The organism is Rhizobium sp. BK098 (genome assembly GCF_014193155.1).
Classification (GTDB): Bacteria; Pseudomonadota; Alphaproteobacteria; order Rhizobiales; family Rhizobiaceae; genus Rhizobium.
Genome location: NZ_JACHYY010000002.1, coordinates 668,986 through 693,186 on the forward strand (window position 1 = coordinate 668,986; position 24,201 = coordinate 693,186).

Annotated in this window: 28 protein-coding genes; 12 read left to right on the top strand and 16 right to left on the bottom strand. The window is 60.0% G+C overall.

The window, feature by feature from the left end:
- The first annotated feature begins 19 nt into the window (after window positions 1-19).
- The 4 genes from FHT73_RS08165 to FHT73_RS08180 are packed head-to-tail and all read left to right on the top strand — an operon-like array spanning window position 20 to window position 2,847.
- Complete coding sequence (locus tag FHT73_RS08165; protein ID WP_183711140.1) at window positions 20-277, top strand: hypothetical protein; 258 nt, start codon at window positions 20-22, stop codon at window positions 275-277.
- Window positions 274-1,056 (top strand): ABC transporter ATP-binding protein, encoded by a 783-nt coding sequence (locus FHT73_RS08170; protein WP_112605903.1) that lies wholly within the window; start codon window positions 274-276, stop codon window positions 1,054-1,056. Before FHT73_RS08165 ends, FHT73_RS08170 begins: the two co-directional genes overlap by 4 nt.
- Entirely contained in the window at window positions 1,053-1,925 is an 873-nt protein-coding gene (locus tag FHT73_RS08175) for a metal ABC transporter permease (RefSeq protein ID WP_112605906.1), read from the top strand. Before FHT73_RS08170 ends, FHT73_RS08175 begins: the two co-directional genes overlap by 4 nt.
- 19 nt (window positions 1,926-1,944) lie before the next feature.
- Window positions 1,945-2,847, top strand: a complete 903-nt coding sequence (locus FHT73_RS08180; protein ID WP_183710857.1) for a zinc ABC transporter substrate-binding protein — start codon at window positions 1,945-1,947, stop codon at window positions 2,845-2,847.
- 48 nt (window positions 2,848-2,895) lie between these two features.
- Here the strand turns inward: FHT73_RS08180 and FHT73_RS08185 are convergent, their stop codons facing one another.
- Together FHT73_RS08185 and FHT73_RS08190 are read right to left on the bottom strand one after the other, a co-directional pair.
- The gene (locus FHT73_RS08185) at window positions 2,896-3,204 is read right to left on the bottom strand and encodes a Dabb family protein (protein ID WP_112335715.1); all 309 of its coding nucleotides are present in this window, start codon (window positions 3,202-3,204) and stop codon (window positions 2,896-2,898) included.
- A gap of 124 nt (window positions 3,205-3,328) precedes the next feature.
- Window positions 3,329-4,228 (bottom strand): LysR family transcriptional regulator ArgP, encoded by a 900-nt coding sequence (locus FHT73_RS08190; RefSeq protein WP_112605909.1) that lies wholly within the window; start codon window positions 4,226-4,228, stop codon window positions 3,329-3,331.
- Window positions 4,229-4,393: 165 nt separating this feature from the next.
- Between FHT73_RS08190 and FHT73_RS08195 the strand changes: the two genes are divergently transcribed.
- Together FHT73_RS08195 and FHT73_RS08200 are read left to right on the top strand one after the other, a co-directional pair.
- Window positions 4,394-5,002 carry a LysE/ArgO family amino acid transporter gene (locus FHT73_RS08195; RefSeq protein ID WP_112605912.1) on the top strand — a complete coding sequence of 203 codons (609 nt, stop codon included), beginning with the start codon at window positions 4,394-4,396 and terminating at the stop codon, window positions 5,000-5,002.
- Between the two features lie 110 nt (window positions 5,003-5,112).
- On the top strand, window positions 5,113-6,003 hold the full coding sequence (locus FHT73_RS08200) for a dihydrodipicolinate synthase family protein (protein WP_183710859.1): 891 nt from the start codon (window positions 5,113-5,115) through the stop codon (window positions 6,001-6,003).
- Window positions 6,004-6,049: 46 nt separating this feature from the next.
- On the opposite strand, the gene rnhA is transcribed toward FHT73_RS08200, so the two are convergent.
- From rnhA to FHT73_RS08225, 5 genes are all read right to left on the bottom strand, one after another.
- Entirely contained in the window at window positions 6,050-6,490 is a 441-nt protein-coding gene (gene rnhA / locus FHT73_RS08205; RefSeq protein ID WP_095434161.1) for a ribonuclease HI, read from the bottom strand.
- A complete protein-coding gene (locus tag FHT73_RS08210; RefSeq protein WP_183710861.1) occupies window positions 6,487-7,452 on the bottom strand; it encodes a homoserine kinase in 966 nt (321 codons plus the stop codon). The genes rnhA and FHT73_RS08210 overlap by 4 nt, the downstream gene beginning before the upstream one ends.
- A gap of 33 nt (window positions 7,453-7,485) precedes the next feature.
- Window positions 7,486-8,493 (bottom strand): 4-hydroxy-3-methylbut-2-enyl diphosphate reductase, encoded by a 1,008-nt coding sequence (gene ispH, locus FHT73_RS08215; RefSeq protein WP_112412432.1) that lies wholly within the window; start codon window positions 8,491-8,493, stop codon window positions 7,486-7,488.
- Window positions 8,494-8,655: 162 nt separating this feature from the next.
- Window positions 8,656-9,441, bottom strand: coding sequence for an SURF1 family protein (locus FHT73_RS08220; RefSeq protein WP_246712049.1), 786 nt, complete (start codon window positions 9,439-9,441; stop codon window positions 8,656-8,658).
- The gene (locus FHT73_RS08225; protein WP_183710865.1) at window positions 9,410-9,829 is read right to left on the bottom strand and encodes a DUF983 domain-containing protein; all 420 of its coding nucleotides are present in this window, start codon (window positions 9,827-9,829) and stop codon (window positions 9,410-9,412) included. The genes FHT73_RS08220 and FHT73_RS08225 overlap by 32 nt, the downstream gene beginning before the upstream one ends.
- A 152-nt stretch (window positions 9,830-9,981) precedes the next feature.
- Here FHT73_RS08225 and FHT73_RS08230 point away from each other — a divergent pair, with 152 nt between their 5' ends.
- Entirely contained in the window at window positions 9,982-10,632 is a 651-nt protein-coding gene (locus FHT73_RS08230) for a chloramphenicol phosphotransferase (protein ID WP_183710867.1), read from the top strand.
- Between the two features lie 63 nt (window positions 10,633-10,695).
- Here FHT73_RS08230 and FHT73_RS08235 read toward each other — a convergent pair whose 3' ends face one another.
- From FHT73_RS08235 to coxB, 6 genes are all read right to left on the bottom strand, one after another.
- Window positions 10,696-11,574, bottom strand: coding sequence for a cytochrome c oxidase subunit 3 (locus FHT73_RS08235; RefSeq protein WP_112335712.1), 879 nt, complete (start codon window positions 11,572-11,574; stop codon window positions 10,696-10,698).
- Between the two features lie 63 nt (window positions 11,575-11,637).
- Complete coding sequence (locus FHT73_RS08240) at window positions 11,638-12,249, bottom strand: cytochrome c oxidase assembly protein (protein WP_183710869.1); 612 nt, start codon at window positions 12,247-12,249, stop codon at window positions 11,638-11,640.
- Between the two features lie 9 nt (window positions 12,250-12,258).
- Window positions 12,259-12,399, bottom strand: a complete 141-nt coding sequence (locus tag FHT73_RS08245; RefSeq protein WP_015339051.1) for a hypothetical protein — start codon at window positions 12,397-12,399, stop codon at window positions 12,259-12,261.
- The gene (locus FHT73_RS08250) at window positions 12,396-13,355 is read right to left on the bottom strand and encodes a heme o synthase (RefSeq protein ID WP_112397978.1); all 960 of its coding nucleotides are present in this window, start codon (window positions 13,353-13,355) and stop codon (window positions 12,396-12,398) included. The genes FHT73_RS08245 and FHT73_RS08250 overlap by 4 nt, the downstream gene beginning before the upstream one ends.
- 58 nt (window positions 13,356-13,413) lie before the next feature.
- Window positions 13,414-15,108: a cytochrome c oxidase subunit I gene (ctaD, locus tag FHT73_RS08255; RefSeq protein WP_112397979.1), complete on the bottom strand. Its 1,695-nt coding sequence runs from the start codon at window positions 15,106-15,108 to the stop codon at window positions 13,414-13,416.
- Between the two features lie 13 nt (window positions 15,109-15,121).
- On the bottom strand, window positions 15,122-16,009 hold the full coding sequence (gene coxB, locus FHT73_RS08260) for a cytochrome c oxidase subunit II (RefSeq protein WP_183711127.1): 888 nt from the start codon (window positions 16,007-16,009) through the stop codon (window positions 15,122-15,124).
- 340 nt (window positions 16,010-16,349) lie between these two features.
- On the opposite strand from coxB, the gene FHT73_RS08265 reads away from it, so the two are divergent.
- Together FHT73_RS08265 and tldD are read left to right on the top strand one after the other, a co-directional pair.
- The gene (locus tag FHT73_RS08265) at window positions 16,350-16,973 is read left to right on the top strand and encodes an invasion associated locus B family protein (RefSeq protein ID WP_183710870.1); all 624 of its coding nucleotides are present in this window, start codon (window positions 16,350-16,352) and stop codon (window positions 16,971-16,973) included.
- 63 nt (window positions 16,974-17,036) lie between these two features.
- Window positions 17,037-18,452, top strand: coding sequence for a metalloprotease TldD (gene tldD / locus FHT73_RS08270; protein WP_112605940.1), 1,416 nt, complete (start codon window positions 17,037-17,039; stop codon window positions 18,450-18,452).
- Window positions 18,453-18,470: 18 nt separating this feature from the next.
- On the opposite strand, the gene FHT73_RS08275 is transcribed toward tldD, so the two are convergent.
- Together FHT73_RS08275 and FHT73_RS08280 are read right to left on the bottom strand one after the other, a co-directional pair.
- Window positions 18,471-18,776, bottom strand: coding sequence for a pyrophosphatase (locus tag FHT73_RS08275; RefSeq protein WP_112605943.1), 306 nt, complete (start codon window positions 18,774-18,776; stop codon window positions 18,471-18,473).
- A gap of 108 nt (window positions 18,777-18,884) precedes the next feature.
- Entirely contained in the window at window positions 18,885-20,192 is a 1,308-nt protein-coding gene (locus FHT73_RS08280) for a D-alanyl-D-alanine carboxypeptidase family protein (protein WP_183710872.1), read from the bottom strand.
- 227 nt (window positions 20,193-20,419) lie between these two features.
- Here FHT73_RS08280 and FHT73_RS08285 point away from each other — a divergent pair, with 227 nt between their 5' ends.
- Window positions 20,420-21,478 carry a polysaccharide deacetylase family protein gene (locus tag FHT73_RS08285; RefSeq protein ID WP_183710881.1) on the top strand — a complete coding sequence of 353 codons (1,059 nt, stop codon included), beginning with the start codon at window positions 20,420-20,422 and terminating at the stop codon, window positions 21,476-21,478.
- 3 nt (window positions 21,479-21,481) lie between these two features.
- On the opposite strand, the gene pdxH is transcribed toward FHT73_RS08285, so the two are convergent.
- Entirely contained in the window at window positions 21,482-22,102 is a 621-nt protein-coding gene (pdxH, locus tag FHT73_RS08290) for a pyridoxamine 5'-phosphate oxidase (protein ID WP_112605952.1), read from the bottom strand.
- A 124-nt stretch (window positions 22,103-22,226) separates the two neighbouring features.
- Here pdxH and FHT73_RS08295 point away from each other — a divergent pair, with 124 nt between their 5' ends.
- A complete protein-coding gene (locus FHT73_RS08295; protein WP_210290272.1) occupies window positions 22,227-22,625 on the top strand; it encodes an RT0821/Lpp0805 family surface protein in 399 nt (132 codons plus the stop codon).
- A gap of 313 nt (window positions 22,626-22,938) precedes the next feature.
- Window positions 22,939-24,102 (top strand): DnaJ domain-containing protein, encoded by a 1,164-nt coding sequence (locus tag FHT73_RS08300; RefSeq protein ID WP_112335489.1) that lies wholly within the window; start codon window positions 22,939-22,941, stop codon window positions 24,100-24,102.
- Window positions 24,103-24,201: the final 99 nt, after the last annotated feature.

Genomic DNA, 24,201 nt, shown 5'->3' on the forward strand with positions numbered 1-24,201 from the left:
GAATAACAGATAATGCGCTATGTATAGCATCAACGGTGGAGAGCGCCAATTACCGGTAGTCAAAACCCTCAATTCACCCTTCGCCTCTTTTTCGCCTCATTTCATCGGTTACAACGTGTTATGTTATTACATAATTGAAAGCCCCGAAATGCCTTTTGATCGTGATCCCTTCGCGTCGTCCCTCATGGGGCGCTCGGCCTTGATGCGCCTGGCCTATGTAGCGGTTGGCATTGCTGTGCTTTGGGCGGCTATCGGCTGGGCGGTGGCGCTGGCATGAACGATCTGATCCGCCTCAACAATCTCACCGTTACCTATGAACGCCATCCGGCCGTTCACCACATCTCGGGCGGCTTTGCCGCCGGCGGCCTGACGGCGATTGCCGGGCCGAACGGTGCCGGCAAGTCGACCTTGCTCAAGGCGATCGTCGGAGAACTGCGTCCGGCGGAAGGCTCGATCGATCGCGGGGCGCTAACGCGCAACGATTTCGGCTATCTGCCGCAAGCGGCTGATATCGTCAGACGCTTTCCAATTTCGGTGGCCGATACTGTCATGCTCGGCGCCTGGAAGAATGGTGGCGCCTTTGGCCGGTTCTCGCGCAAGGATGCCGAGCGGGCGCAAGAGGCGCTCGGCATCGTCGGACTTTCGGGCTTCGAAAAAAGGCATATCGGCTCGCTTTCAGCGGGCCAGTTCCAGCGCGTGCTGTTCGCGCGGCTACTGCTGCAGGATGCCCGCGTGATTCTCCTGGACGAACCCTTCACCGCCATCGATCAGCGGACAACGCGCGATCTTCTCGAACTCGTGCTGCGATGGAACCGGGAGGGACGCACGGTCATCGCCGTCCTGCACGATTTCGAGCAGGTGCGAAGCTATTTTCCCGAGACACTGCTGATCGCCCGCGAACTCGTGGGATGGGGCAGGACGGAGGATGTCATGAGCCCAAGGAACCTCATCAAGGCGCGCGCCATGGCCGAGCGCTGGGACGAGGAGGCCGCGACATGCCTGCCCGAAGAAGAGCATGACGAAGGCGGCCTCGTGAAGCGGGAGCCGGCCGAATGACCGTCTACGACATCTTCCTCGCACCCTTTGCGGACTACGGCTTCATGCGGCGCGCCCTGATTGCCTGCGTCTGCCTCGGCCTTGGCTCCGGCCCGATCGGCGTCTTTCTGATGCTCCGGCGCATGAGCCTGATGGGTGATGCCATGAGCCATGCCGTCCTGCCTGGTGCCGCTATCGGCTATCTCATTGCCGGCTCTCTTTCGCTGACCGCCATGGGGCTCGGCGGTCTTATCGCCGGCCTTTCGGTGGCGCTGCTGTCCGGCCTCGTCAGCCGCGCGACTGTACTGCAGGAGGATGCGAGCTTTGCCAGCTTCTATCTGACCTCGCTGGCGCTTGGCGTTCTTATCGTGTCGTTGCGTGGCTCCAATATCGATCTGCTGCATGTGCTCTTCGGCACCATTCTCGCAATCGATGCGCCGGCTCTCTACCAGATCGGTGCGATTACGACGGTGACGCTGCTGGCTCTCGCTGTCATCTACCGGCCGCTGGTCGTGGAATGCTTCGACCCCGGTTTCCTGCGTGCCGTCGGCGGGCGGGGACCGCTCTATCACTTCCTGTTCCTGCTGCTGGTGGTGCTCAATCTCGTCGCCAGCTTCCAGGCGCTCGGTACGCTGATGGCCGTCGGGCTGATGATGCTGCCGGCCGCCGTGGCGCAGCTATGGTCGCGCAGCCTGCCTGCCATGATGATAATCGCGACGGGTACTGCGATGGCGTCGGGCTATATCGGCCTCATCGCCTCCTATCACCTCGAATTTGCCTCCGGCCCGACCATCATCATCACCGCCAGCCTGATCTACGGCTTCTCCATTCTCTTCGCGCCCTCGGGCCTTGCCCGGCGGTTCTTCCCCCGTCCCCATCTCCGGGGCTAATCCGAACAAGGAGACTCGCATGAACAAACAGAGACTGCTTCTCTCGGCGGCATCAGCAGCCTTCGTCGCCTTCGGCGTCGCCGCACCGGCTTCCGCCGAAACCCTCAATGTGGTCGCGTCCTTCACCGTGCTTGCCGACGTGGTCAAGCATGTCGGCGGCGACCATGTGAAGGTCTCGAGCCTCGTCGGCCCGAACGGCGATCCCCATGAATTCGAGCCCTCGCCGGCCGATGCCAAGACGCTGAACGCCGCCAAGGTCGTCTTCGTCAGCGGCGAAGGGCTGGAAGGCTGGATGGACCGGCTGATCAGCGCATCCGGCTACAAGGGAACGCCTGTTGTCGCCTCAGACGGCATCAACACGCGCACCATGGTCGACGACGGCAAGACGGTCACCGATCCGCATGTCTGGAACAGCCCGGTCAATGTGAAGGTCTGGGTCGCCAATATCGAGAAGGCGCTTTCTGCGGCGGATCCGGCCGATGCGGCTGACTTCAAGGCCAATGCCGAGCGCTATACCAAGGTGCTGACCGAGCTTGATGCCTATGCCCACAGCAAGTTCGACAAGATCGCCGACGATCGCCGCAAGGTGCTGACCAGCCATGATGCCTTCGGCTATTTCGGCCGCGAATACAAGGTAAGCTTCCTCTCGCCGCTCGGCGCCTCCACTGAAACGGAAGCATCGGCTGCCGACGTCGCCAAGCTGATCGAGCAGATCAAGACCGAGCATGTGAAGACCTATTTCTTCGAAAACTCGAACGATCCGCGCCTCGTCAAGCAGGTCGCCAAGGCAACCGGCGCCGAGCCTGGCGGTGAGCTCTATGTCGAATCGCTGTCAAAGGCCAACGGACCAGCTTCGACTTACGAAAAAATGTTCCGTTATAACGTTGATCAACTCGCCACAGCCATGGCGAAGTCGAGCTGATCATTCAAGGAGTATGGTCGCAGGCGTACACTGCCTGCGATCACTCACTTAAATGTTGAAATCGAAGACCATCAGGCCGGCCAGACCGCCGTCCGTGGACGAAACGATCCGCTCGCCGACGGCGACATGATCGGGATGCACCAGATAGGCATCGCGCGCCTCGACACTCTCGAAGGTGACGACAAATCCATCGGCGAAGCCACCATGCAGGCCCTCAGGCGAGACGTTCGGCCCATATTTCACGTCAACAATACCCGGAATGACCTTCTGCAAGGCCACGACGGAGTCGAAGAGCGCCGCCTTCTCGTCCTGTGGCAGGGCGGACTTGAGTCTAAGAAAAACGCAATGCAGGATCATAATGCAATCTCCCTGGAAGTCGGCGGCAGCATAGAGGGAAAGGGCAACCGGGCAAGGCATCAATTCGCGAACATTGCGTTCCGACAGCGAGGCGAATGACAACGCGTTCAGCTCGAAGCACAGCTCACGCTGACAAATGGGCTTTGGCTGTTGCAGTGATTTCGCGTGTCAATTCCGCAAGCCGGTCCGCGGCGAGACGATTTACCTGCCAATATAATGGAATGTCCAGCGGCGTGTCGGGGATCAGCTCGACCAAGCGCCCGGCCTTCAGATGCTCCCGAACAAGCTGGATGGGATTCATGCCCCATCCCATGCCCGCAAGGCTGGCATCGACGAAGCCTTGTGTCGAAGGCAGCCAGTGGCTCGGATAGGCAAAATCCTCTCCGAATGTCTGGCGTATCCAGCGGCTCTGAAGCCTGTCCTTCTGGTTGAAGGTCAGGGCCGGCGCGTTCTGGATCGCTTCCGGGGTAACACCTTTTGAAAAATGCCGGGCAATGAAAGCGGGGCTTGCCGTCGCGTGGTAGCGAAGCGCGCCGAGGGACATACGCCGGCAGCCTTGAATTGGCTTTTCCAGGCCGGTGACGGCCGCGATCACCCGCCCCCGCTGCAGCCATTCGGCCGTATGATCTTGGTCGTCGATGGCGATATTCAGCAGATAGGAAGAGCGTTTGGCAAAACCGGATATGGCTTCTACGAACCACGTCCCGAGACTATCGGCATTCGTGGCAATATGAAGTGTGACCCTTTGTTTGGGCTCGCCGGGATCGACGAGCGCCGGCAAACGTCCGAACAGCTCGTCTTCCAGCATGCCGACATTCTCCATATGGCGGCAGAGCCATTCGCCCTTTTCCGTCGCGGTGCAGGGATTGCCCCTGACGATCAGGACGATGCCCAGGCGTTCTTCAAGCTGCTTCACCCGCTGCGAGACGGCCGAAGGCGTGACGTTAAGAATGGCTGCCGCCTTTTCGAAGCTGCCGGTCTGGACGACCATGGAAACGGCACGGAGAGCGGAATAGTCGAGCATAGATTAGTTTTTCTTAATCTGGATTAGCAACATTAAGTAGCCTAAGTCTTAACATGCCGATACCGGAAATGCTCATTCGTTTTGGAGTATTTCGCTAGAGCCTTTCGTTCTTGCGCAATTCCGGACGGAAAACCGCTTCGCACTTTTCCTGGAATTGCTCTGAGCATGAATTTTTCGATCTATCTAACCGGCCTGATGATGGGGCTCAGCCTGATTGTCGCGATCGGCGCGCAAAACGCCTTCGTCCTGCGTCAGGGCCTTCGCAACGAGCATGTATTCGCCGTGTGCCTTGCATGCGCGCTCTCCGACGCAGCGCTCATCGTGCTCGGAGTGACGAGCTTCCGTCAGATCTCGGCGCTACTGCCCTGGCTCGATCCTGTCATGCGCTATGCCGGGGCAGCCTTCCTCATCTGGTATGGAGCCAGGAGCCTCTACTCCGCCTTGCGTTCGTCCGCGGTGCTGGCCGCCGGAGAGGCGAAGTCATCGAGCTTCCGGCAGACGCTCGCCATGTGCCTCGCGCTCACCTGGCTCAACCCGCATGTCTATCTCGATACTGTCGTATTGCTTGGCACGATCTCGACCCGGTTTCCGGGGAACGAGGCTTCATTTGCAGCGGGTGCCATGACGGGCTCCTTTCTGTTCTTCTTTTCGCTCGGCTTTGGCGCGAGGTGGCTGAGGCCGATCTTCGCGAAACCCGCGTCCTGGCGCATTCTGGAAACGCTCATTGCTCTTACGATGTGGATGATCGCCACCAAGCTGCTGCGCGGAGTATGATTTCTGCGGCATATTCATGGACAGTCACACGACGCTCAGCGTAGGACGATTTCAGCTTCTGCTTTTCGAGCGCTATCGCTGGTCGAAGCCTGACAGAGAAGGAAACAATCGTGACACTCTTTACCGGCCTTTCGGCCTTTCCGATTACCCCCACCGATGCTTCCGGACACGTTGATATTGTAGTGCTCGCCCGCCTGCTCGAACGCATCCAACTGGCGGGCGTTGATTCCATCGGGTTGCTCGGCAGTACCGGCGGTTACGCCTTCCTGTCACGCGATGAGCGCCGGCGGGCCGTACAGACGGCAATGACAAGCGTCGGCGGCAAGATCCCCGTCATCGTTGGGGTTGGAGCGCTGCGAACCGACGAAGCTCAGGTATTGGCGCGTGATGCCAAGACGGCTGGCGCAGATGGGCTGCTGCTGGCCCCCATGTCCTATACTCCACTCACGGAGGAAGAGGTCTACCAGCACTTCGTCTCAGTCGCGGATGCGGGCGATCTGCCGCTCTGCATCTACAACAATCCCGGAACGACGAAATTTACATTCAGTCATGCGCTGATTACGCGGCTAGCAAAAGTGGCGAATATCACGGCGGTGAAGATGCCGTTGCCGCCGGAGAACGATTTCAAAGGAGAGATGGCACTTCTGCGCGAGGAAACGCCAAAGGATTTCTCCATTGGCTATAGCGGCGACTGGGGAGCGGCGGCCGGACTGCTAGCCGGTGCCGACGCCTGGTACAGCGTCGTCGCCGGCCTTCTGCCCGTCGAAGCGCTGGCGCTCACAAGGGCGGCCCAAGCAGGCAACACCGCCGGAGCCGAACGGCTCGATCAGAAATTCCAGCCGCTATGGAGCCTGTTCAAAGAGTTCGGCAGCTTCCGTGTGATGTATGCGATTGCGGAAGCGCTCGATCTTTGCAGGATTGATCCGCCGCGCCCGATCTTGCCTCTCTCTGCTGCCGAAAAGCTACGGGTGAGAAGCGCGCTCGATCACATCTTGATGTGATCGCTTCGAGGCCGGCGCGGCGAGTCCAGGCTCATCGCCAGCGGAACTACTTCCTCTTGAAAGGCTCCATGCCCTTGCGCGCCAGCTCGTCGGCCCGCTCGTTCTCCGGGTGTCCCGCATGGCCCTTGACCCAATGAAGCGTCACCTTGTGCCTGTTATAAGCCTCGTCCAGCGCCTGCCAGAGCTCGGCATTCTTCACCGGTTTCTTGTCCGCGGTCTTCCAGCCGTTTTTCTTCCAGCCAAAAATCCACTTGGTGATGCCATCCTTGACGTAGACGCTGTCGGTATAGAGATCGACCTCGCATGGGCTCTTCAGGGCACCGAGTGCCGAGATCGCCGCCATCAGCTCCATGCGGTTGTTGGTCGTCTCCGCCTCGCCACCGGAGAGCTCCTTTTCAACCTCGCCATAGCGGAGCACCGCCCCCCAGCCGCCGGGACCGGGATTGCCCGAGCAGGCGCCATCGGTAAAAATATCGACGTGCTTCATGCCTTCAGCCCATATTCCGCGGCTGAAGCAATCTGGCGGTGGAAGCGCAGCTTGCGCAGATATTCGATCGGGTCTTTCTTCGTGACCATTGCGCCGGCCGGGGTCGTCAGCCAATCGTAAAGTCGGGTCAGGAAGAAGCGCAGGGCCGAGCCGCGGGCAAGCGTCGGCAATGCGGCGATTTCGGCAGTGCTCAGCGGCCGCACGCTCTGATAGCCCTCCAGCAGCGCCATTCCCTTGGTGATGTTGTAGGCGTGATCCTTCTCGAAGCACCAGGCGTTCAGGCAGATCGAGACGTCGTAGGCGAGCTGGTCGTTGCAGGCGAAATAGAAGTCGATCAGACCAGACAGCGTATCGCCGAGGAAGAAGACATTGTCCGGGAAGAGATCAGCATGGATGACACCCTCGGGCAGGCTCTTCGGCCAATGCTTTCCAAGGAAATCGAGTTCGCTGCGGATTTCGTTCTGCAGACCGGCTTCGACTTCGTCGGCGCGTGCCTCGGATTTTTCCCACAGCGTCTGCCAGCCCTCGAGCGATAGCGCATTCGGGCGACGGATCTCGAAACCCTCGCCGGCAATATGCATGGCGGCCAGCGCCTTGCCGACTTCGCGGCAGTGATGCGCCTCGGGCTTGCGCAGCCACATGCCCTCAAGGAAAGAGATCAGGGCGGCAGGGCGGCCGGAGAGATGGCCAAGCAATTCGCCGTCACGGCGGGGCAGCGGCAGCGGGCAGGACAGGCCGCGGCTTGCGAGATGCTGCATCAGCCCCAGGAAGAACGGCAGGTCGCCTTTGTCGACGCGCTTTTCATAGAGCGTCAGGATCAGCGGATCGCGGCTGGTATGCAGCAGGAAGTTCGAATTCTCGACGCCTTCGGCAATGCCCTTGTAGGAGAGCAACTCGCCGACATCATATTCGGTCAGGAACCACTTCAAATCGTCTTCGGTAATATCGGTATAAACGGCCACGAAACAGTCCTGAACTTGAGCGCCTTGGGTCGGCTATTCGCCGTTGACGAAAGCCATGTCTGCTGTCGTCAGCTCTATACTGCGAAGCTCGCGATTGACGAGGAAATTCTCCGTTTCCTTCACAGTTTCAGCGAGTTCCACCACGGCATTATAGCGAGCGCGGAAAGCTTCGATGATCTCGTTGACGATGACTTCTGGCGCAGATGCACCAGCCGAGAGGCCAACGGTCTTGATATCGCCGATATTGTCCCAGTCGATCTCCGAGGCGCGCTGGACAAGCACGGATTTCTTCGCCCCTGCCCGGAGCGCCACTTCGACGAGACGCTTGGAATTGGAGGAATTGGGCGCGCCGACGACGATGAAGAGATCGCAGCCCGGAGCGGCTTCCTTCACTACTTCCTGGCGGTTCGTCGTGGCGTAGCAGATCGAATCGGCAGCCGGTGCCGTGAGATTGGGGAAGCGCTCCTGCAGCCGCGCGATGACGCCGGCGGTATCGTCAACCGAGAGCGTCGTCTGCGTCACGAAACCGAGATTATCGGGATCGGCGGGTTCGTAGACATCGGCATCCTCGACCGTCTCGATCAATGACACGGCGCCTTCGGGCAGCTGGCCCATCGTGCCGATCACTTCCGGATGGCCGGCATGGCCGATCAGGACGACGTGGCGGCCGAGACGATTGTGGCGCATGGCCTGCTTGTGCACCTTGGAAACCAACGGACAGGTGGCATCGAGATAGAAGAGATTGCGCGCATCGGCATCGGCCGGCACGGATTTCGGTACGCCATGCGCCGAGAAGACGACGGGCTGGGCGCGATGTTCGGCCGGGATTTCATCCAGCTCCTCGACGAAGATGGCGCCCTTGGCCTCCAGCCCCTCGACGACATAGCGGTTATGGACGATCTCGTGGCGGACATAAACCGGCGCGCCATAGGCCTTCAGTGCCAGAACGACGATCTGAATGGCGCGGTCGACGCCGGCGCAGAAGCCGCGCGGCCCGCAGAGCCGGATGGTCAGGTCAGGTTTGGAAACAGCTATGTTCATATCTCTTCCGAAATGCGCGACGATGGCTGAGCCATAGATAGGGCTGCCCTGCCGCCTGCTCCATTCAGTCCGCATGATCTTATCTAAAAACCGCTGCGCACTTTTTGGGATCATGCTCTAGCCGAATATTCCATCGAAATGAAGCTATTCTATTGCATGCCTCTATTGTCGGGGCGCGTCCGGATGGCGCTTGCGCCACCAGGATATGGCGACGATCGCTGCCAGCGCCGCTGCCAGCCCATACCAGGTCACCGCATATTGCAGGTGATTGTTCGGCAGATCGATGATGGTGACGCCGCCGATCGGCAGACCTGCCGGATTGGGCGTCTTGTCGGCGTCGATGAAGAAGGACAGCACCTTGTCCTTCGGCAGGCCGACGCTGGAGGCCATGGCGTCCAGATCCTTCCAGAAGAAGATGTTCTTGCCGAGATCATTGTCCGGCATACCGTCGGGCCGGTCCACGAGTTTTGCCCGAGCGAGGCCGATAACGGTCTGTTCACCCGTCAATTCACCCTGTTTGCGCTTTTCGGGGTCCTTCGCCTCGGTGGGGACGAAGCCTCGATTGACGAAAATAAAGCGGCCATCGTTGAGCTGCAAAGGCGTGTAGATGTGATAGCCGGGATCGCCATCGTGGGTGGCGAGGAAATGTCGCTCCTTGTCGTTGAGGTAATGACCAGTCGCCGTGACGACGCGATACTCAATGTCGCCGCCGGATGCCGCCATGGCCTCGATCGCCGACAAAGGTATGGCGGGTGCATCCTTGCGCGCGGCGATATCGGCCAGCAGGCCTTCCTTCCACTGCAGTCGCTCGACCTGCCAGGTGCCGAGCCCGATCAGGATGACGAACGCAACGAGCAGAAGCAGTGCCTTGGCGATCTGCCACAGGGGATTGGCGCGGCGCACAGGCACTGCAGTCTCAATCACGGTGGACGCGCCCTTCGGCTGCATTATTGCGATATTGCAGGGCGATCAGGATGCCCTTGCACCAGCGCAGGGACAATAGCGAAAGAATGATCGTCAGCGGAGCGAACAGCACTATGTAGACCCAGATTGGCGGCGCATAATTGATCTGCATCCACAAGACCGAACCGATGATGATGAAGCCGACGATCAGGATGACGAAGACCGCAGGACCATCGCCTGCATCGGCGAAGGCGTAATCGAGATCGCAGGCGGCGCAGCGCGGCTTCAGCGACAATAATCCGTCGAAGAGCTTGCCTTGACCGCAACGCGGACAACATCCCTGTATGCCGACCTTGAACGGATCGACGGGTGCAAAGAGAGCGCTGTCGCTATGGGATGTCTTGTCCGGCGTCTTGTCTTGCTCTGAGGTCAAAGTTCTGTCTCGATCAGTCTGCCATTGCGGGCTAACCTATCGATCTCGCCCCTGTCACTATCAGTAACCGCGATGTGCGCGTTCGTCCAATCGAAAAGCGCAGATACGCCGCGCCAGCAGCCCGGGAAAAGCATGCAGAAAGGATTGGATTCATGGTAACCAGCGAAGGCTCGCCTCTTGGTCAGATCATCATTCTCAATGGCGCGCCGCGATCCGGAAAAAGCAGCATTGTTGAGGCGATACAGGCTGATTTCGAGGGCGTTTGGCTCAATCTCGGCGTCGACGTCTATGTGCGGCATATCACGCCTCCACGCTACCGTCCTGGTATCGGCTTGCGTCCCGGCGGCGAGCGGCCTGATCTTGAGCCGCTGGTTGGGCGCCTTTATGCCGCACTCTATGCGTCGATCGCCGCGCATAGCCGCATGGGGCTCAATGTCATCGCCGAGTTCGGTCATCACGACAGCTATTCGCAACCGCTCGGCATTCTCCCCGACTGCGCCCGGCTTCTGGCAGGTCTGCCCGTCCTGTTCGTCGGCGTACGCTGCCCCCTCGATGTTGTGCTGCAGCGGCGGCTGGCGGAAGGACCGGAAAGACAGGGCACTTACGTTGCTGTCGGAGCGGATAAGCCCATCCCCGCGCCGGTCATTGCATGGCAGGAAGAGGTCCACCGACCGGGGATCTACGATCTGGAAGTCGATACTTCGGTTAATAGCCCCGAGGCCTGTGCCGAAGAAATCCGCCAATTGCTTGCCAAAGACCCGCCCCATCCCACTGCATTCGAGAGAATTGTCTCAAGGGATTGAGGACACAAAACAAAAGGCGGGCGCTGAGCGCCCGCCTTTTGTTTTTCGAAAGATCGATACCGATCAGCCCGCCGCAAGCGGTGCGCCCCAGCTGCCCCAGATGTAGATGCAGAAGAACAGGAACAGCCAGACCACGTCGACGAAATGCCAGTACCAGGCGGCCGCCTCGAAGCCGAAATGCTGCTTCGGCGTGAAATCACCCCGGATGGCGCGGACCAGGCAGACCAGCAGGAAGATCGTCCCGATCAGAACGTGGAAACCGTGGAAGCCGGTCGCCATGAAGAAGGTCGCACCATAGATCGAGTTTTTGAACGCGAATGGAGCGTGGGCATATTCATAAGCCTGGACGCAGGAGAACAACGCGCCAAGCAGCACGGTCAGCGTCAGACCCTGGATCAGCCCCTTGCGGTCGCCGTGCAGCAGCGCATGGTGTGCCCAGGTGACCGTGGTGCCCGACAGCAGCAGGATGATGGTGTTGTAGATCGGCAGGTGCCAAGGGTCGAGAACCTCAACGCCCTTCGGCGGGAACTGGCCGCCAAGGAAGGCCGTGCGTGATGCCTGGATCGCCTCGTTCGGGAACAGGCTGACATCGAAATAGGCCCAGAACCAGGCAACGAAGAACATCACTTCGGAAGCGATGAACATGATCATGCCGTAGCGCAGATGCAGCGAGACGACGCGGGTATGCGCGCCCTCATGTGCTTCCTTGATCGTATCGGCCCACCAGCCATACATGACATAGAGGACCACGGCGAGACCGATGAAGAAGAGCCAGGGCTGGGCGAAATTGATTCCGAACAGATGCAGCGCGCCACCGTTCAGGTAACGCATGAAGCAGACACCGCCGAAGGTGATCACGAAGGCCCCAAAGGCCGCAATGATCGGCCACGGGCTGGGATCGATAATGTGATAATCGTGTTTTCTCTGATGCACTTCGGCCATATCAGCAATCCCCGAATAACTTTTTCCCATATTGCTTCCGGTCAGACCGAAAAGCACTCTCCATCAAAGCTTTTTTTCCACCGGCTTCGTACCGCCGTCATTGGATGCCACGGGCTTTGTGCCTTCCCGTGGATAATAGGTATAGGACAGTGTCAGCGCGTTGATCGTCTTGGTTTCCGGAGCCTTGGCGATCTCGGGATCGACATAGAAAACCACTGACATCTCGCGCTTTTCGCCGGGCGCGAGATCCGTCTCGTTGAAGCAGAAGCACTGGACCTTGTTGAAATAGACCCCGGCTTCGAGCGGCGTGACGTTGAAGATCGCTTGGCCGCGCTCCATCTTGTCCGACTTGTTCTCGATCTGGAACTTGACCTCGACCGTCTCGCCGATCTTCGGGCTTACAGACTTTTGCAGCGGCTTGAAATCCCATGGCAGGCCGGGCGCGACGTTGGCATCGAAGGAAACCTGGATCTGCTTGTCGAGGACGAGGTTCGACACCTGCTCGACGCGCTGCGTCGTGCCGTTATAGCCCGTCACCTGACAGAACATGCGATAGAGCGGCACGGCGGCGGCGCACATAGCGCTCATGCCGACGACGAAGCTCAGGCACATGGCAACGATCATCCCGTTGCTACGGGTGCCGTTCCTCGTGCTTTTTGTGACCTCCCCCTCCATGACGCCTCCTCAAACGTGTCCGGAACCGACCTTGATGATGGTGATCGCGTAGAACAGCACCACCAGACCGGCAAGTACGAGGCCGAGCGCGATATTGCGCCCTCGCCGCGACTTCTTCTGCGCCTCAGTCAGCTTGACGAGCTCTATCATAGCCAGCCTCCGGCACCACCCGAAATCAGCACGGCAACGAGCCGGTCGATCAGCAGCGCGGAAAAGATCGCAAAGAGATAGAAAATGGAAAAGCCGAAGAGCTTCTTTGCCGGCACCATCTTCACGTCGCCATCGGCCATGCGCCAGACGGCGATGGAACAGTGCACGAAGATCGCACCCAGCACCGCTGCAACGACGCCATAGCCGAAGCTCGCAAAGCCCATGAAAGCCGGCACGACGCCGAAGATGGCGGTCAGCACCGCATAGACGACGATCTGATTCTTCGTTGTTGGGATGCCCGAGACATTCGGCAGCATCGGCACGCCGACGGCCTCGTAATCCCCCATCTTGAAGAGTGCCAGCGCCCAGAAATGGGCCGGCGTCCAGAGGAAGATAATGAGGAAGAGCACGATGCTCTCGACCGGCACGCTGCCTGTGACGCATGCCCAGCCGATGACGGGCGGGAAAGCGCCGGCAGCACCGCCGATGACGATGTTCTGCGGCGTCGAGCGCTTCAGCCACATCGTGTAGACGACGGCATAGAAGAAAATCGTGAAGGCGAGAATGCCGGCGGAAAGCCAGTTGATCGCAAGACCGAGGATCGTCACCGAAAAGCCCGACAGCACCAGGCCGAAGGCCAGCGCTTCCGATGGATTGATACGGCCCGAAGGTATCGGCCGGCTCTTGGTGCGGGTCATGACGGCATCGATATCGGCGTCGTACCACATGTTCAAGGCGCCGGATGCGCCCGCGCCGACCGCAATGCAGAGGATCGCGATGAAGCCGAGAACGGGGTTGATATGGCCGGGAGCCAATACGAGGCCGGTAAAGGCGGTGAAGACGACCAGCGACATCACGCGCGGCTTCAGAAGCTCGAAATAATCGCGCGCACCCGCTTCCGACAGGCCGGTATCGCCTTGCTTTGCGAGCGCTTCGTGATTGTCGATGACCGTCATTCTTTCTTCCAATTATCCGTTGAACCGGACGCCGCTTATCACGGCGTCCGGAAATGAGCTACTTGATGCGCGGCAGCTCTTCCCACTGATGGTGCGGCGGCGGCGACGACAGCTGCCACTCGAGCGTGGTTGCGCCCTCACCCCAGGGATTATCGCCTGCGACGCGTTTCTTTGCGAAGGCATCTATAACGCCCCAGAAGAAGAAGCAAAGGCCAACGGCTGCGACATAGGAGCCGATGGAGGAGACGAAGTTCCAGCCGGCATAGGCATCCGGATAGTCGATGTAGCGGCGCGGCATGCCCGCACGACCCAGGAAGTGCTGCGGGAAGAACACCATGTTCACACCGACGAAGGTGATCCAGAAGTGCCAGTTGCCGATCCGTTCATTGTACATGTAGCCGGTCATCTTCGGGAACCAGTAGTACCAGGCGGCGAAGATGGCGAAGACGGCGCCAAGCGACAGAACATAGTGGAAGTGTGCCACAACGAAGTAAGTCGCATGCAGTTCGCGGTCGAGGCCGGCATTGGCGAGCTGGACGCCGGTTACGCCGCCGAGCGTGAACAGGAAGATGAAGCCGAGCGCCCAGATCATCGGCGTGCGGAACTGGATCGAACCACCCCACATCGTCGCAATCCATGAGAAGACTTTGACGCCTGTCGGAACGGCGATGACCATCGTCGCGAAGACGAAGTAACGCTGCGTGTCGAGCGACAGGCCGGTCACATACATGTGGTGGGCCCAGACGACGAAGCCGACGGCGCCAATCGCGACCATGGCGTAGGCCATGCCGAGATAGCCGAAGATCGGCTTGCGCGAGAAGGTCGAGATGATGTGGCTGATCATGCCGAAACCGGGCAGGATCAGAATGTAGACTTCCGGATGGCCGAAGAACCAGAAGAGGTGCTGGTAGAGCAGCGGGTCACCGCCGCCTTCCGGCGCAAAGAAGGTCGTGCCGAAATTGCGGTCGGTCAACAGCATGGTGATGGCGCCGGCGAGAACCGGGAGCGACAGAAGCAGCAGGAAGGCGGTGATCAGAACCGACCAGGCAAACAGCGGCATCTTGTGCAGCGTCATGCCGGGAGCGCGCATGTTCAGGATCGTGGTGATGAAGTTGATCGCACCGAGGATCGAGGAGGCACCGGCGATATGCAGCGCGAAGATAACCAGATCAATCGCCGGGCCGGGATGGCCGACCGTACCTGACAGTGGCACATACATCGTCCAGCCGCCGCCCGCGCCGTAAGCGCCTGCCGGGCCTTCGACGAACATCGAGAGGATGAGCAGCAGGAAGGCCGGAACGAGCAGCCAGAAGGAGATGTTGTTGAGGCGCGGGAAAGCCATATCCGGCGCGCCGATCATGATCGGCACCATCCAGTTGGCAAAGCCGCCGATCATCGCCGGCATGACCATGAAGAAGATCATGATCAGCGCGTGGGCGGTGACGAAGACGTTGTACATCTGCTTGCCGCCATCGATGGCGGCATCACCCGAAAAGCCATAGACCATCGATGCCAGACCGCTGAAGATCTGGATGCCGGGCTCCTGCAATTCCATGCGGATAGCAACGGAAAGGAGGAAGCCGATCACGCCCGCAAAGATCGCGAAGATCAGATAGAGCGTGCCGATGTCTTTGTGATTCGTCGAAAACAGCCAACGATCAGCGAAAGATTGCTTGTGTGCGTGATGATCGTCGTGCGCGTGGGCGTCGTGAAGATCATGCGAGTGATCGTCGTGTGCCTTGGATCCAGCCATTGTTCCTACCCTCTTACTTCGCCGTGTTTTCCGCGACCTTGACGGTCGTCGGTTGGTCGACGGCGGCCATCAGAGCCTTGTTCGCCTTGCCGACATCGGTTGCAGCAGCGGCAAGCCACTGCTTGTACTGATCGTCGGAGACGACACGGATGGCGATCGGCATGAAAGAGTGATCCTTGCCGCAGAGCTCGGAACACTGTCCATAGTACAGGCCTTCGCGGTCGGCATTGAACCAGGTTTCGTTCAGACGGCCCGGAATGGCGTCAATCCTGACACCAAATGCAGGCAAGGCGAAGGAATGGATGACGTCGGTCGGTGCGGCGGTGATGAGAAGGCGCACGTTCTTGCCGACGGGAACGACCATTTCGTTATCGACGGCGAGCAGCCGCGGATATTTCGACTTGTCGTCCTTGCCGGCGGCGGCGCGGTCCTGCTCCTTCAGCATGAAGGAATCGAAGGCGACCGGCGTCGCGCCACTGCCCCCATATTCATAATTCCACTGCCATTGCGTCGCCGTCGCCTTGACGGTGACATCCGTCTTTTCCGGGAACGTCAGCTGATCGGTCAGAAGATTGAAGGAGGGGATAGCCAGGAAGAGAAGAATGAGGACCGGTCCGATGGTCCAGACGACTTCGATCAGCGTGTTGTGGCTCGTCTTGGACGGAACCGGGTTCTTGGACGCCCGGAACTTGACCATGACCACCACCAGCAGGACCAGAACAAGCAGCGTGATCGGAATGATAAACCAAAGCGTGTATGCCTCAAACCAGCGGATTTGATGCATGTTGCCGGTCGCCGCCTGCTGCATACCGGTTTCCCAAGGTCTCGGCTGATCGGCGTAGCTACCTGTCGCAAAAAGCAGACAGATCATAGCCGCCAGAGCCGCGTAAGCTCTTTTCATCACGATGTCTCTCCCTCCAGCGTTTGATCCCAGATCTTCCTCAAACGCAGTATCCCTACAATCCATTGCGCTTCAAACCACAGTTTGGGGTGCTCCGCAACAACTCACGACATTTGTTAGTGCGGCATTTTTGCGCGAATATCCCCCTCTGCTTGTCGCGGACATGGCAAGCATTTCATCATCATACGAAAAATTGCATCGCGGTCCATGGCGCCGCCGGGACAAAATGGAGTAGACGTCGTATTTCCGCCGTAGTCGGTTGGAATCCAGCAGCCGGGGCTTTTCATTTGCCGGCCTGGGCTTCAACAATAGCGGCACTGATTCGAATCTAGAGGTTTCCATGGGTTTTCGTTCCCTCGCCCGGCTTTTGCTCCTTACCGGCAGCGTCGCTGCCGCAGTTGCCGCACCCGCATGGGCGCAGCAGGGCCAGCAGACTCAGCCGCCGGCGCAGCAGACCCAACAGTTGCAGCCGGGCCAGCCGGGCCAGCAGCAGCCGCATACGCAGCAAGTGCCAACAAGCCAGGTTCCGCAACCGCCGGGTACGGTCCGGTCCAGCCACGGCGCTTGGTCCGTCGTGTGCGACAAGCCGGCAGGTGCGGCGACCGAGCAGTGCGCGCTGATGCAGAACGTGATCGCCGAGGATCGTCCGGAAATCGGTCTGTCCGTCGTCGTGCTGAAGACGGCTGACCGCAAGTCCAAGATCCTGCGCGTACTGGCGCCGCTCGGCGTGCTGCTTCCGAACGGTCTCGGCCTCAATATCGACGGCAAGGATATCGGCCGCGCCTATTTCGTGCGCTGCTTCTCCGATGGCTGCTATGCAGAAGTCGTGCTGGAGGACCAGTTGCTGAAGACGCTGCGTAGCGGCGCCACAGCAACCTTCATCGTCTTCCAGTCGCCGGAAGAAGGCATCGGCATCCCTGTGGATTTGAAGGGCTTTGCGGACGGCTACGACGCCCTTCCCTGACCGGATGGGCTTGCTCTTGCGCGGTGCGAAGCCTACATCGGCTCTGAACGGAGCACCTGATCCATGAATACCGATCTCCTTACACTTTTTGATGCCGATGAAGCCAAGCTGCGCGGCATCGTTGCCGAAGCTCTTTCCGGCGCCGATGACGGCGAGCTCTTCGTCGAGCATGTCCAGGCGGAATCGCTGACATTCGACAATGGCCGGATGAAGGGCGGCAGCTTCAACACCGAGCAGGGCTTCGGCCTTCGCGCCGTCGCCGGCGAAGCGGTGGGCTACGCCCATGCGGGGGATCTTTCCGAGGCTGCATTGAAGCGCGCCGCCGACGCGGTGCGCGCGGTGACATCGGGCTATGCCGGCTCCTACGCGGCCGCGCCTCAGCGCACCAACAAGGTGCTCTATGGCGACGAGAACCCGATCGGCACGCCGAGTTTCGAGGAGAAGGCAAAGCTCCTGCAGCGGATCGACAGCTATCTGCGCGACAAGGACGCGAAGGTGCGTCAGGTGACGGCATCCATCGCCGCCAGCTGGCAGGTGGTCGACATTCTGCGCGCTGACGGTCATCGCGTTCGCGATGTGAGGCCGATGACGCGCGTCAATATCTCCGTGATCGTGGGTGACGGCGACCGACAGGAATCCGGCTCCTTCGGCACCGGCGGCCGGATCGGCTTCGGTGATTTCGTCTCAGCGGACAATTGGCACTACGGCGCCGACGAGGCCCTGCGTCAGGCGCTTGTCAATCTGGAGGCGATCGAGGCACCCGCCGGCACAATGGACGTCGTGCTCGGCTCCGGCTGGCCGGGCGTCATGCTGCACGAAGCCGTCGGGCATGGGCTCGAAGGCGACTTCAACCGCAAGAAGACATCGGCCTTCGCCGGCCTGATGGGCCAGATGGTGGCCGCTCCCGGCGTTACCGTCGTCGATGACGGCACGATCGAGAACCGCCGCGGCTCGATCACCGTGGACGACGAAGGCACGCCATCGGCCTACAACGTGCTGATCGAGAATGGCAAGCTGGTCGGCTACATGCAGGACCGGCAGAATGCGCGGCTGATGGGCATGAAGGCGACCGGCAACGGCCGCCGCCAGGGCTATGCCCATACGCCGATGCCGCGCATGACCAACACCTATATGCTCGGCGGCGACAAGACGCCGGAGGAAATCATCGCCTCGGTGAAGAAGGGCATCTATGCCGTTTCCTTCGGCGGTGGCCAGGTGGATATCACCTCAGGCAAGTTCGTCTTCGGCTGCACGGAAGCCTATCTCATCGAGGACGGCAAGCTCGGCGCTCCGATCAAGGGCGCGATGCTGATCGGCAACGGCCCGGATGCGATGAAGCGCGTTTCGATGATCGGCAACGACATGAAGCTCGATACCGGGATCGGCAATTGCGGCAAGGCCGGCCAATGGGTTCCGGTCGGCGTTGGTCAGCCGCATTTGCGCATGGACCAGATCACGGTGGGCGGCACCAAGACCTAATCGTTCTTGAGGCGCTTATCACGCCTCGGGACGAAAACGCCATTTGCGCTCCACCGCAGCGGTCAAATCCAGGCCGTTGCGATGCGCGAATAAAAGAATGTGGCCGAGCACATCGGCCGTTTCGTCGGCAAGTGCGGTCGCCAGTTCCGCATCGCTCATGCCCTTGCGCCGCCCACGGCCGGTGACCTTGTTCCAGATCTGGATCAGCTCGCCCATCTCCTCCTGGAGTTTCAGCACGAACCAATCGTCGTCACGCTCCATGCCGTTATCGGCGGCGTAGCGTGCCGAAGCCGTTTCGAATTGCTCCATCAGATCTTTCAGCATCGAAATCGTTCCCTTTATGTTCTAGACATCAATGAACGATTCCCGTCAAAAAGTCGAGCCGGCGGAGATCGCTCCGCCGGCTCGTGTTTATCCAATTCAAGATTACGCTCAGCCCTTGCTCGGCAGCAGCATGCAATCGAAGTCCTTACGCTTCAAAGCAGAGCAGGCGGAATTCGCATCGTCGCGGCTTGCAAAGCCGGTGAAGCGGGCGCGATAGACCGTGCTGGCACCCTTGCCGACGGCCTCGGTATAGGGCGAGGCATTGGCGAGCGCATTGCCGGCCTTGGACTTCGCTTCCGAGAGAATATCCTTGGCAGCCTGGGCGGTCGGCGTCGCCGCGATTTGCACTTGCCAGCTTCCGGATACCACCGGCTTGCTGGCGGTTGCCGGCTGCTTGTTGTCGACGAGGATCTCGTCCATCGCAGCCGGGCGATCCATCGGCACGGTGACGTTCGAGGCGGCAGCGAATGCCATCGGAACGACCTCTGCGCGTTTGCGCGGGGTGGCTGCGGTGGTCTGCGTGTCGACATCCACGGCAACATCGTCCGATACAGACGCCACTTCAATCTGCTTGGCCATCTTGCCCCCGCCGACGCTCGCCAGCAGACGCGATGTCGCGACGGGGCTTGCCTTGGGCACATAACGATCCAACAGCGATGCCATCATCGCATCGCGGCCACGCGCGGTGGCGCCGCCCATGACGACGCCGATCACGCGGCGATTGCCCTGGCGCACGGCGCTGACGAGGTTGAAGCCGGAGGCATTGGTATAGCCGGTCTTGATACCGTCCATGCCTTCATAGCGATACATCAGATTGTTATGGCCGCGCACGTAATGGCCGCGGTAGTTAAAGCTCGTCTGCGAGAAGAGCCGGTATTCCTGGGGATAGTTGTTGATGAGCGCGACGGCGAGCGTCGACATATCTCGCGCCGTCGTCCACTGCTGCATGTTCGGAAGACCCGAGGCATTCAGGAAGGTGGTGCGGCGCATGCCGAGTTCGCGCGCCTTCTGCGTCATCATCCGCGCAAAGCCGCTTTCGCTGCCGCCAAGTGCTTCCGCCATGGCGGTTGCGGCGTCGTTGGCGGACTTGATGATCATGCCATCGACGGCTTCGCGGACGGTCACCGTGCCGCCGGGCTTGAGGCCCAGCTTGGTGGGCGGCTTGGCAGAGGCGAAGCGCGAAACCGGGATCCGGGTATTCCAGCTCAGCTTGCCGCGGTGGATCGCTTCGAAGGTCATGTATAGTGTCATCATCTTGGTCAGCGATGCCGGATGGTTGAGGTCATCCGCATTGCTGGATGCCAGCACGTTGCCGGTCTTTGCATCCATGATGAAATAGGCGCTGCCAGCGAAGCTCGCCACGGGAGCGCTCAACAGCAAGACGGCCGCAGACAAAGCCATCAGAAGTCGTTTCATAATTGTCCCCAACCGAAAGAATGCCAACACACCGCATCAATCCCTGTACGATTTTGCGACAAAAAGCCTGATACCGGTGCGATATTGAGGCAACAGCCTCGATAGTTCTTCAATTTTGCCTTTCCTGGTAAAATAAGCATTAACGCATTGGAAATTATGACAAAGATTCAGTAAGGTTTAACGGGGATGCGCTACAGCGTTGACATTGGTCAACCGGGTCGAGCCGCATGGAACAGGGCATCAAGGTCCGCCTCAAGCGCACGATGATCTCAAGCGGACTGGAAGCCGCCGCAATCTTGAAGGGTGCGGGGCTAATGCGCGACGTTGCCCGCCTCGGCGCTATCTTCACCCTTCATCACGTCCGCCCTGCCCTCCCCCGCCGTTTTGCGCCCAATGCGCATCTGGAGGTCTCGCCCGACTTTCTCGATCAGGCGATCGCACGGCTGAAACAAGACGGTTACGAGTTCATCGCACTCGACGCTCTTCCGTCACGGGCAAAAGAGGCTGCCGGCAGACCACCCTTCGTCGCCCTCACGCTCGATGACGGCAACCGGGACAATCTTGACCACGCTCTGCCAATCTTCGCGCGCCACAATGTGCCCTTCACCGTCTTCGTCGCCCAGGGGCTTTCGGAGCGGACCCATAGCATATGGTGGGAGACGCTGGCCGAGCTGCTTAGCCGGCTGGATCGGGTGACATTCGATTTCGGATCAGGAGACGAGTTTCTGCCACTCGGCAAGGACAGCCAGAGGCATGCCGCATTCGCCCGCTTCGCCGCTTTCGTCCACAGCGACGAAGAAAGCGAAGCCGTCGGCCGGATCGATGAGCTTGCCCGGCGTCATGGCCTGGAGCCGCTCGACATCGTCCGTGCATCGATCATGGATCGGAACGAATTGCGGCAGCTCGCGCGCCATCCGCTTGCTTCGCTCGGCGCCCATGCGGTGAGCCATCGAGCATTGGCAAGGCTCCCCGAGGCGGAGGCGGCCGCGGAAATAGCACTCTCGGCCGATTATGTCGCCGACATTACCGGAAAGCGGCCAACCACAATCGCCTACCCCTATGGCACGAACGAGGCCGTCTCGCCGCGCGAGGGCCGGCTTGCGGCAGAGCTCGGCTTTTCCGTCGGCGTCACCACGCGCCCCGGCACGATCACGACGACAAATGGCAATGCACCGCTGCTGCTGCCGCGGCTATCGCTGAACGGCCATTACCAGAAGCCCCGCTATGCGTCGGCGCTTGCATCCGGCATCCCCATGCGGCTGATGGGGCGCCGGGAGCCGGCATAAGGTTTACGGATACATCCGCACCTTTTGCCAGGCGCCTTCGGGCACATCGCGACGAAATTCGATACGATCGTGCAGTCGGAACTGGCGGTCGTGCCAAAATTCGATCGACAGCGGCCGGATGCGGAAGCCGGACCAATAAGGCGGGCGCGGAATATCGCCGATCGCGTAACGAGCGGTATATTCGGCGACGGCCTTTTCGAGCGCGAAGCGGCCTTCCAGAGGGCGCGACTGCTTTGAGGCCCATGCCCCGATGCGGCTGCCGCGGGGTCTTGTCTTATAATATTCGTCGGCTTCCTTATCGCTCACCACTTCAACCAGGCCACGCAAACGCACCTGGCGACGCAGCGACTTCCAGTGGAAGCACATGGCGGCTTTCTTCTGGGAAAGAATTTCTTGGCCTTTCTGGCTCTCGAAATTTGTATAGAATACGAATCCGTCGCTATCGAAACCTTTCAGAAGAACCATGCGGACATTTGGCAAACCATCCTTATCCACCGTTGCCAGCGCTACCGCATTCGGATCGTTCGGTTCGGTGGTCTCCGCCTCACGCAGCCAGGACGCAAAGAGGCTGAAAGGTTCGTTCTGCTCGGTGAAGTCACCGCTTGTTAACTCGTTTTCCGACATATTAATTCAAAAGCTCCGCAATTCCTAATAACCGCCGGCCCCTCTGGCTGGCCAAGAAGTTCGGGTGGAAGTCATAGCAAAGTCGATCGGTCATACAAAGCGCAAGCTTGCAAAAGGCGTAACGATGGCTGTCGCCCTCACCTCCCTTTTCACCCTTGGCGGCTGCGTCGGCGGCGGCATGGACTACCTGAGCTCGGCCAAAGTGGATCGCAGCGTATCGACAGGCACCGTGCCGACGGCACCGGTGACAGCGGACAGCATCTCCGACGAGACCACAGTGCGCAATGCCGTCACCTCGGCGGATCTCAATAAGCTCAACGGACAGCCGATACCCTGGGCAAACACCTCGACCGGCAGCGCCGGCGTCATCGACACGATTGTCGAAAGCAATGCATCCGGCGTGGTCTGCCGCCAATTCCGTACGAGCCGGCATTCCTATCAGGGTGTTGCCAACTTCTCTGGCAGGACTTGCCTTGTCGGCCTCGGCGAATGGCAGTTGCTGAGCTTCCAGCAGGCGGGCTGATCGCCCTTCTCCTGTTTCCATCGCCTCCAAAACATTTTTGCTTCCGTACGCGTGATGTTGACATCTGCGCTCTCCGTCCGACTGCGATTTTGGCACCGCCTGTTAGCGATTGGCTAACCATGCCCCGAAATGGGGATCTGCTGCCCCTCTCCGCCGTAACGCCTGATTAGCAACTCTTCCCGCAGGATCGGCTCATCGGCGCATCACCCTTGCCTCCCATGACAGGAAGCAGGACGGCGAAGCGCTATCAATTGGTTCTTTGCTTGGGGTGCTGCGATGGGGCTGGGCACACCCACGAATGATGGCGGGAAAGATGCGGGATCCGTATAAGGTGCTGGGCGTTAGAAAGGATGCGGGGGCGGACGAAATCAAATCCGCCTGGCGCAATCTGGCAAAGACTGCTCATCCCGATCACAATCCTGGCGATCCGACGGCTTCGGAGCGATTTGCCGAAATCGGCCGTGCTTACGAGACGTTGAAGGATCCCCAGAAGCGCAGCCGTTACGATCAGATCGCGCGTATGGCCGAGGCGAAGGGCCAGAGCCAGGAACAGACGATCATACAGCAGCGGCAGGCGGCACGGGAGGCCGCCGAACGAGCCAAGGCCGCGCGTGCCAATGCCGACAAGATCATGGAAGAGCTCGCCCGGGCCAATGCCCGCAAGGCAGCAGCCTCGGCGGCATCCGGCCAACATGGTAATGCCGCCGAATCGCCGGAAGATATGGTCGAGCGTATTTTCGGAGTGAAGACCGGCCAGGCGCAGCAGGCACAAGCCACGGCTGATGTCGGCGCACAACAGGCGGAAAAGCCGCGGGAACAGCCCACTACCGCAGCATCGGAAGAGCTGCAGATGGAAGAAGAGCAGTACGCAGCGGTCTCCGCGTCGGCCGGCTCGCGCTCGGCCTTCGGCATCCTCGGCTCCCTGGTGCGGCGCATCACGGGCGGCAATGTACCCGAAAAGCCACCGGAAAAAACCCCGGAGGTCGCTGCCGAAGCCACGGTGACGCTCGACGACATGCTGAAGAGCCGTTGGATCATCGTGCCGCTGCCCGATGGCCGCGAGGCGCGCTTTCAGGCAACGACGGATATCTCCAACGGTCAGGTGCTGCACCTCAAGGGCCAGGGGCTGAAACTGCAGGGCATGCTGCGCGGCGATGTCGCCGTCACTGTGCATCTGTCGACCGACGGGCGCTTCACGCTCGAAGGCAGCGATGTGCGCACCATATTGCCTGTCAGCATCGAAAATGCGGTCCTTGGCTGCGAGACAACCGTCGAGGGATTGAACGGGCCGGTCAGGATCACGGTGCCGGCATGGTCCGGTTCGGATCAGATCATTCGCATTTCCGGTGAGGGATTGCCCAACGGCAATGGCGCAAAAGGCGATCTCATTGTCGAATTGCGGCTGATGCTCTGGGAAAAACCCGACGACAAGGTCACGGATCTCATGCGGAGTATGCGCGAAGGGTTTTTCCTGTGAAATTTTGGTGACAACAGCACCCTTTGTTACGATCCCTAACAGTTGATGATCTTTACGATGCTTGAACCGGGGGTCGGCCTATGCCATAGGCAGGTTCAT

Excerpts from the sequence above, each read along its gene's own strand:
- FHT73_RS08165 (WP_183711140.1), top strand. The coding sequence starts at position 20 with ATGTATAGCATCAACGGTGGAGAGCGCCAATTACCGGTAGTCAAAACC.
- FHT73_RS08170 (WP_112605903.1), top strand. The coding sequence starts at position 274 with ATGAACGATCTGATCCGCCTCAACAATCTCACCGTTACCTATGAACGC.
- FHT73_RS08175 (WP_112605906.1), top strand. The coding sequence starts at position 1,053 with ATGACCGTCTACGACATCTTCCTCGCACCCTTTGCGGACTACGGCTTC.
- FHT73_RS08180 (WP_183710857.1), top strand. The coding sequence starts at position 1,945 with ATGAACAAACAGAGACTGCTTCTCTCGGCGGCATCAGCAGCCTTCGTC.
- FHT73_RS08185 (WP_112335715.1), bottom strand. The coding sequence starts at position 3,204 with ATGATCCTGCATTGCGTTTTTCTTAGACTCAAGTCCGCCCTGCCACAG.
- FHT73_RS08190 (WP_112605909.1), bottom strand. The coding sequence starts at position 4,228 with ATGCTCGACTATTCCGCTCTCCGTGCCGTTTCCATGGTCGTCCAGACC.
- FHT73_RS08195 (WP_112605912.1), top strand. The coding sequence starts at position 4,394 with ATGAATTTTTCGATCTATCTAACCGGCCTGATGATGGGGCTCAGCCTG.
- rnhA (WP_095434161.1), bottom strand. The coding sequence starts at position 6,490 with ATGAAGCACGTCGATATTTTTACCGATGGCGCCTGCTCGGGCAATCCC.
- ispH (WP_112412432.1), bottom strand. The coding sequence starts at position 8,493 with ATGAACATAGCTGTTTCCAAACCTGACCTGACCATCCGGCTCTGCGGG.
- FHT73_RS08220 (WP_246712049.1), bottom strand. The coding sequence starts at position 9,441 with ATGCAGCCGAAGGGCGCGTCCACCGTGATTGAGACTGCAGTGCCTGTG.
- FHT73_RS08230 (WP_183710867.1), top strand. The coding sequence starts at position 9,982 with ATGGTAACCAGCGAAGGCTCGCCTCTTGGTCAGATCATCATTCTCAAT.
- FHT73_RS08235 (WP_112335712.1), bottom strand. The coding sequence starts at position 11,574 with ATGGCCGAAGTGCATCAGAGAAAACACGATTATCACATTATCGATCCC.
- FHT73_RS08240 (WP_183710869.1), bottom strand. The coding sequence starts at position 12,249 with ATGGAGGGGGAGGTCACAAAAAGCACGAGGAACGGCACCCGTAGCAAC.
- FHT73_RS08245 (WP_015339051.1), bottom strand. The coding sequence starts at position 12,399 with ATGATAGAGCTCGTCAAGCTGACTGAGGCGCAGAAGAAGTCGCGGCGA.
- FHT73_RS08250 (WP_112397978.1), bottom strand. The coding sequence starts at position 13,355 with ATGACGGTCATCGACAATCACGAAGCGCTCGCAAAGCAAGGCGATACC.
- ctaD (WP_112397979.1), bottom strand. The coding sequence starts at position 15,108 with ATGGCTGGATCCAAGGCACACGACGATCACTCGCATGATCTTCACGAC.
- coxB (WP_183711127.1), bottom strand. The coding sequence starts at position 16,009 with ATGAAAAGAGCTTACGCGGCTCTGGCGGCTATGATCTGTCTGCTTTTT.
- FHT73_RS08265 (WP_183710870.1), top strand. The coding sequence starts at position 16,350 with ATGGGTTTTCGTTCCCTCGCCCGGCTTTTGCTCCTTACCGGCAGCGTC.
- tldD (WP_112605940.1), top strand. The coding sequence starts at position 17,037 with ATGAATACCGATCTCCTTACACTTTTTGATGCCGATGAAGCCAAGCTG.
- FHT73_RS08275 (WP_112605943.1), bottom strand. The coding sequence starts at position 18,776 with ATGCTGAAAGATCTGATGGAGCAATTCGAAACGGCTTCGGCACGCTAC.
- FHT73_RS08280 (WP_183710872.1), bottom strand. The coding sequence starts at position 20,192 with ATGAAACGACTTCTGATGGCTTTGTCTGCGGCCGTCTTGCTGTTGAGC.
- FHT73_RS08285 (WP_183710881.1), top strand. The coding sequence starts at position 20,420 with ATGGAACAGGGCATCAAGGTCCGCCTCAAGCGCACGATGATCTCAAGC.
- pdxH (WP_112605952.1), bottom strand. The coding sequence starts at position 22,102 with ATGTCGGAAAACGAGTTAACAAGCGGTGACTTCACCGAGCAGAACGAA.
- FHT73_RS08295 (WP_210290272.1), top strand. The coding sequence starts at position 22,227 with ATGGCTGTCGCCCTCACCTCCCTTTTCACCCTTGGCGGCTGCGTCGGC.
- FHT73_RS08300 (WP_112335489.1), top strand. The coding sequence starts at position 22,939 with ATGCGGGATCCGTATAAGGTGCTGGGCGTTAGAAAGGATGCGGGGGCG.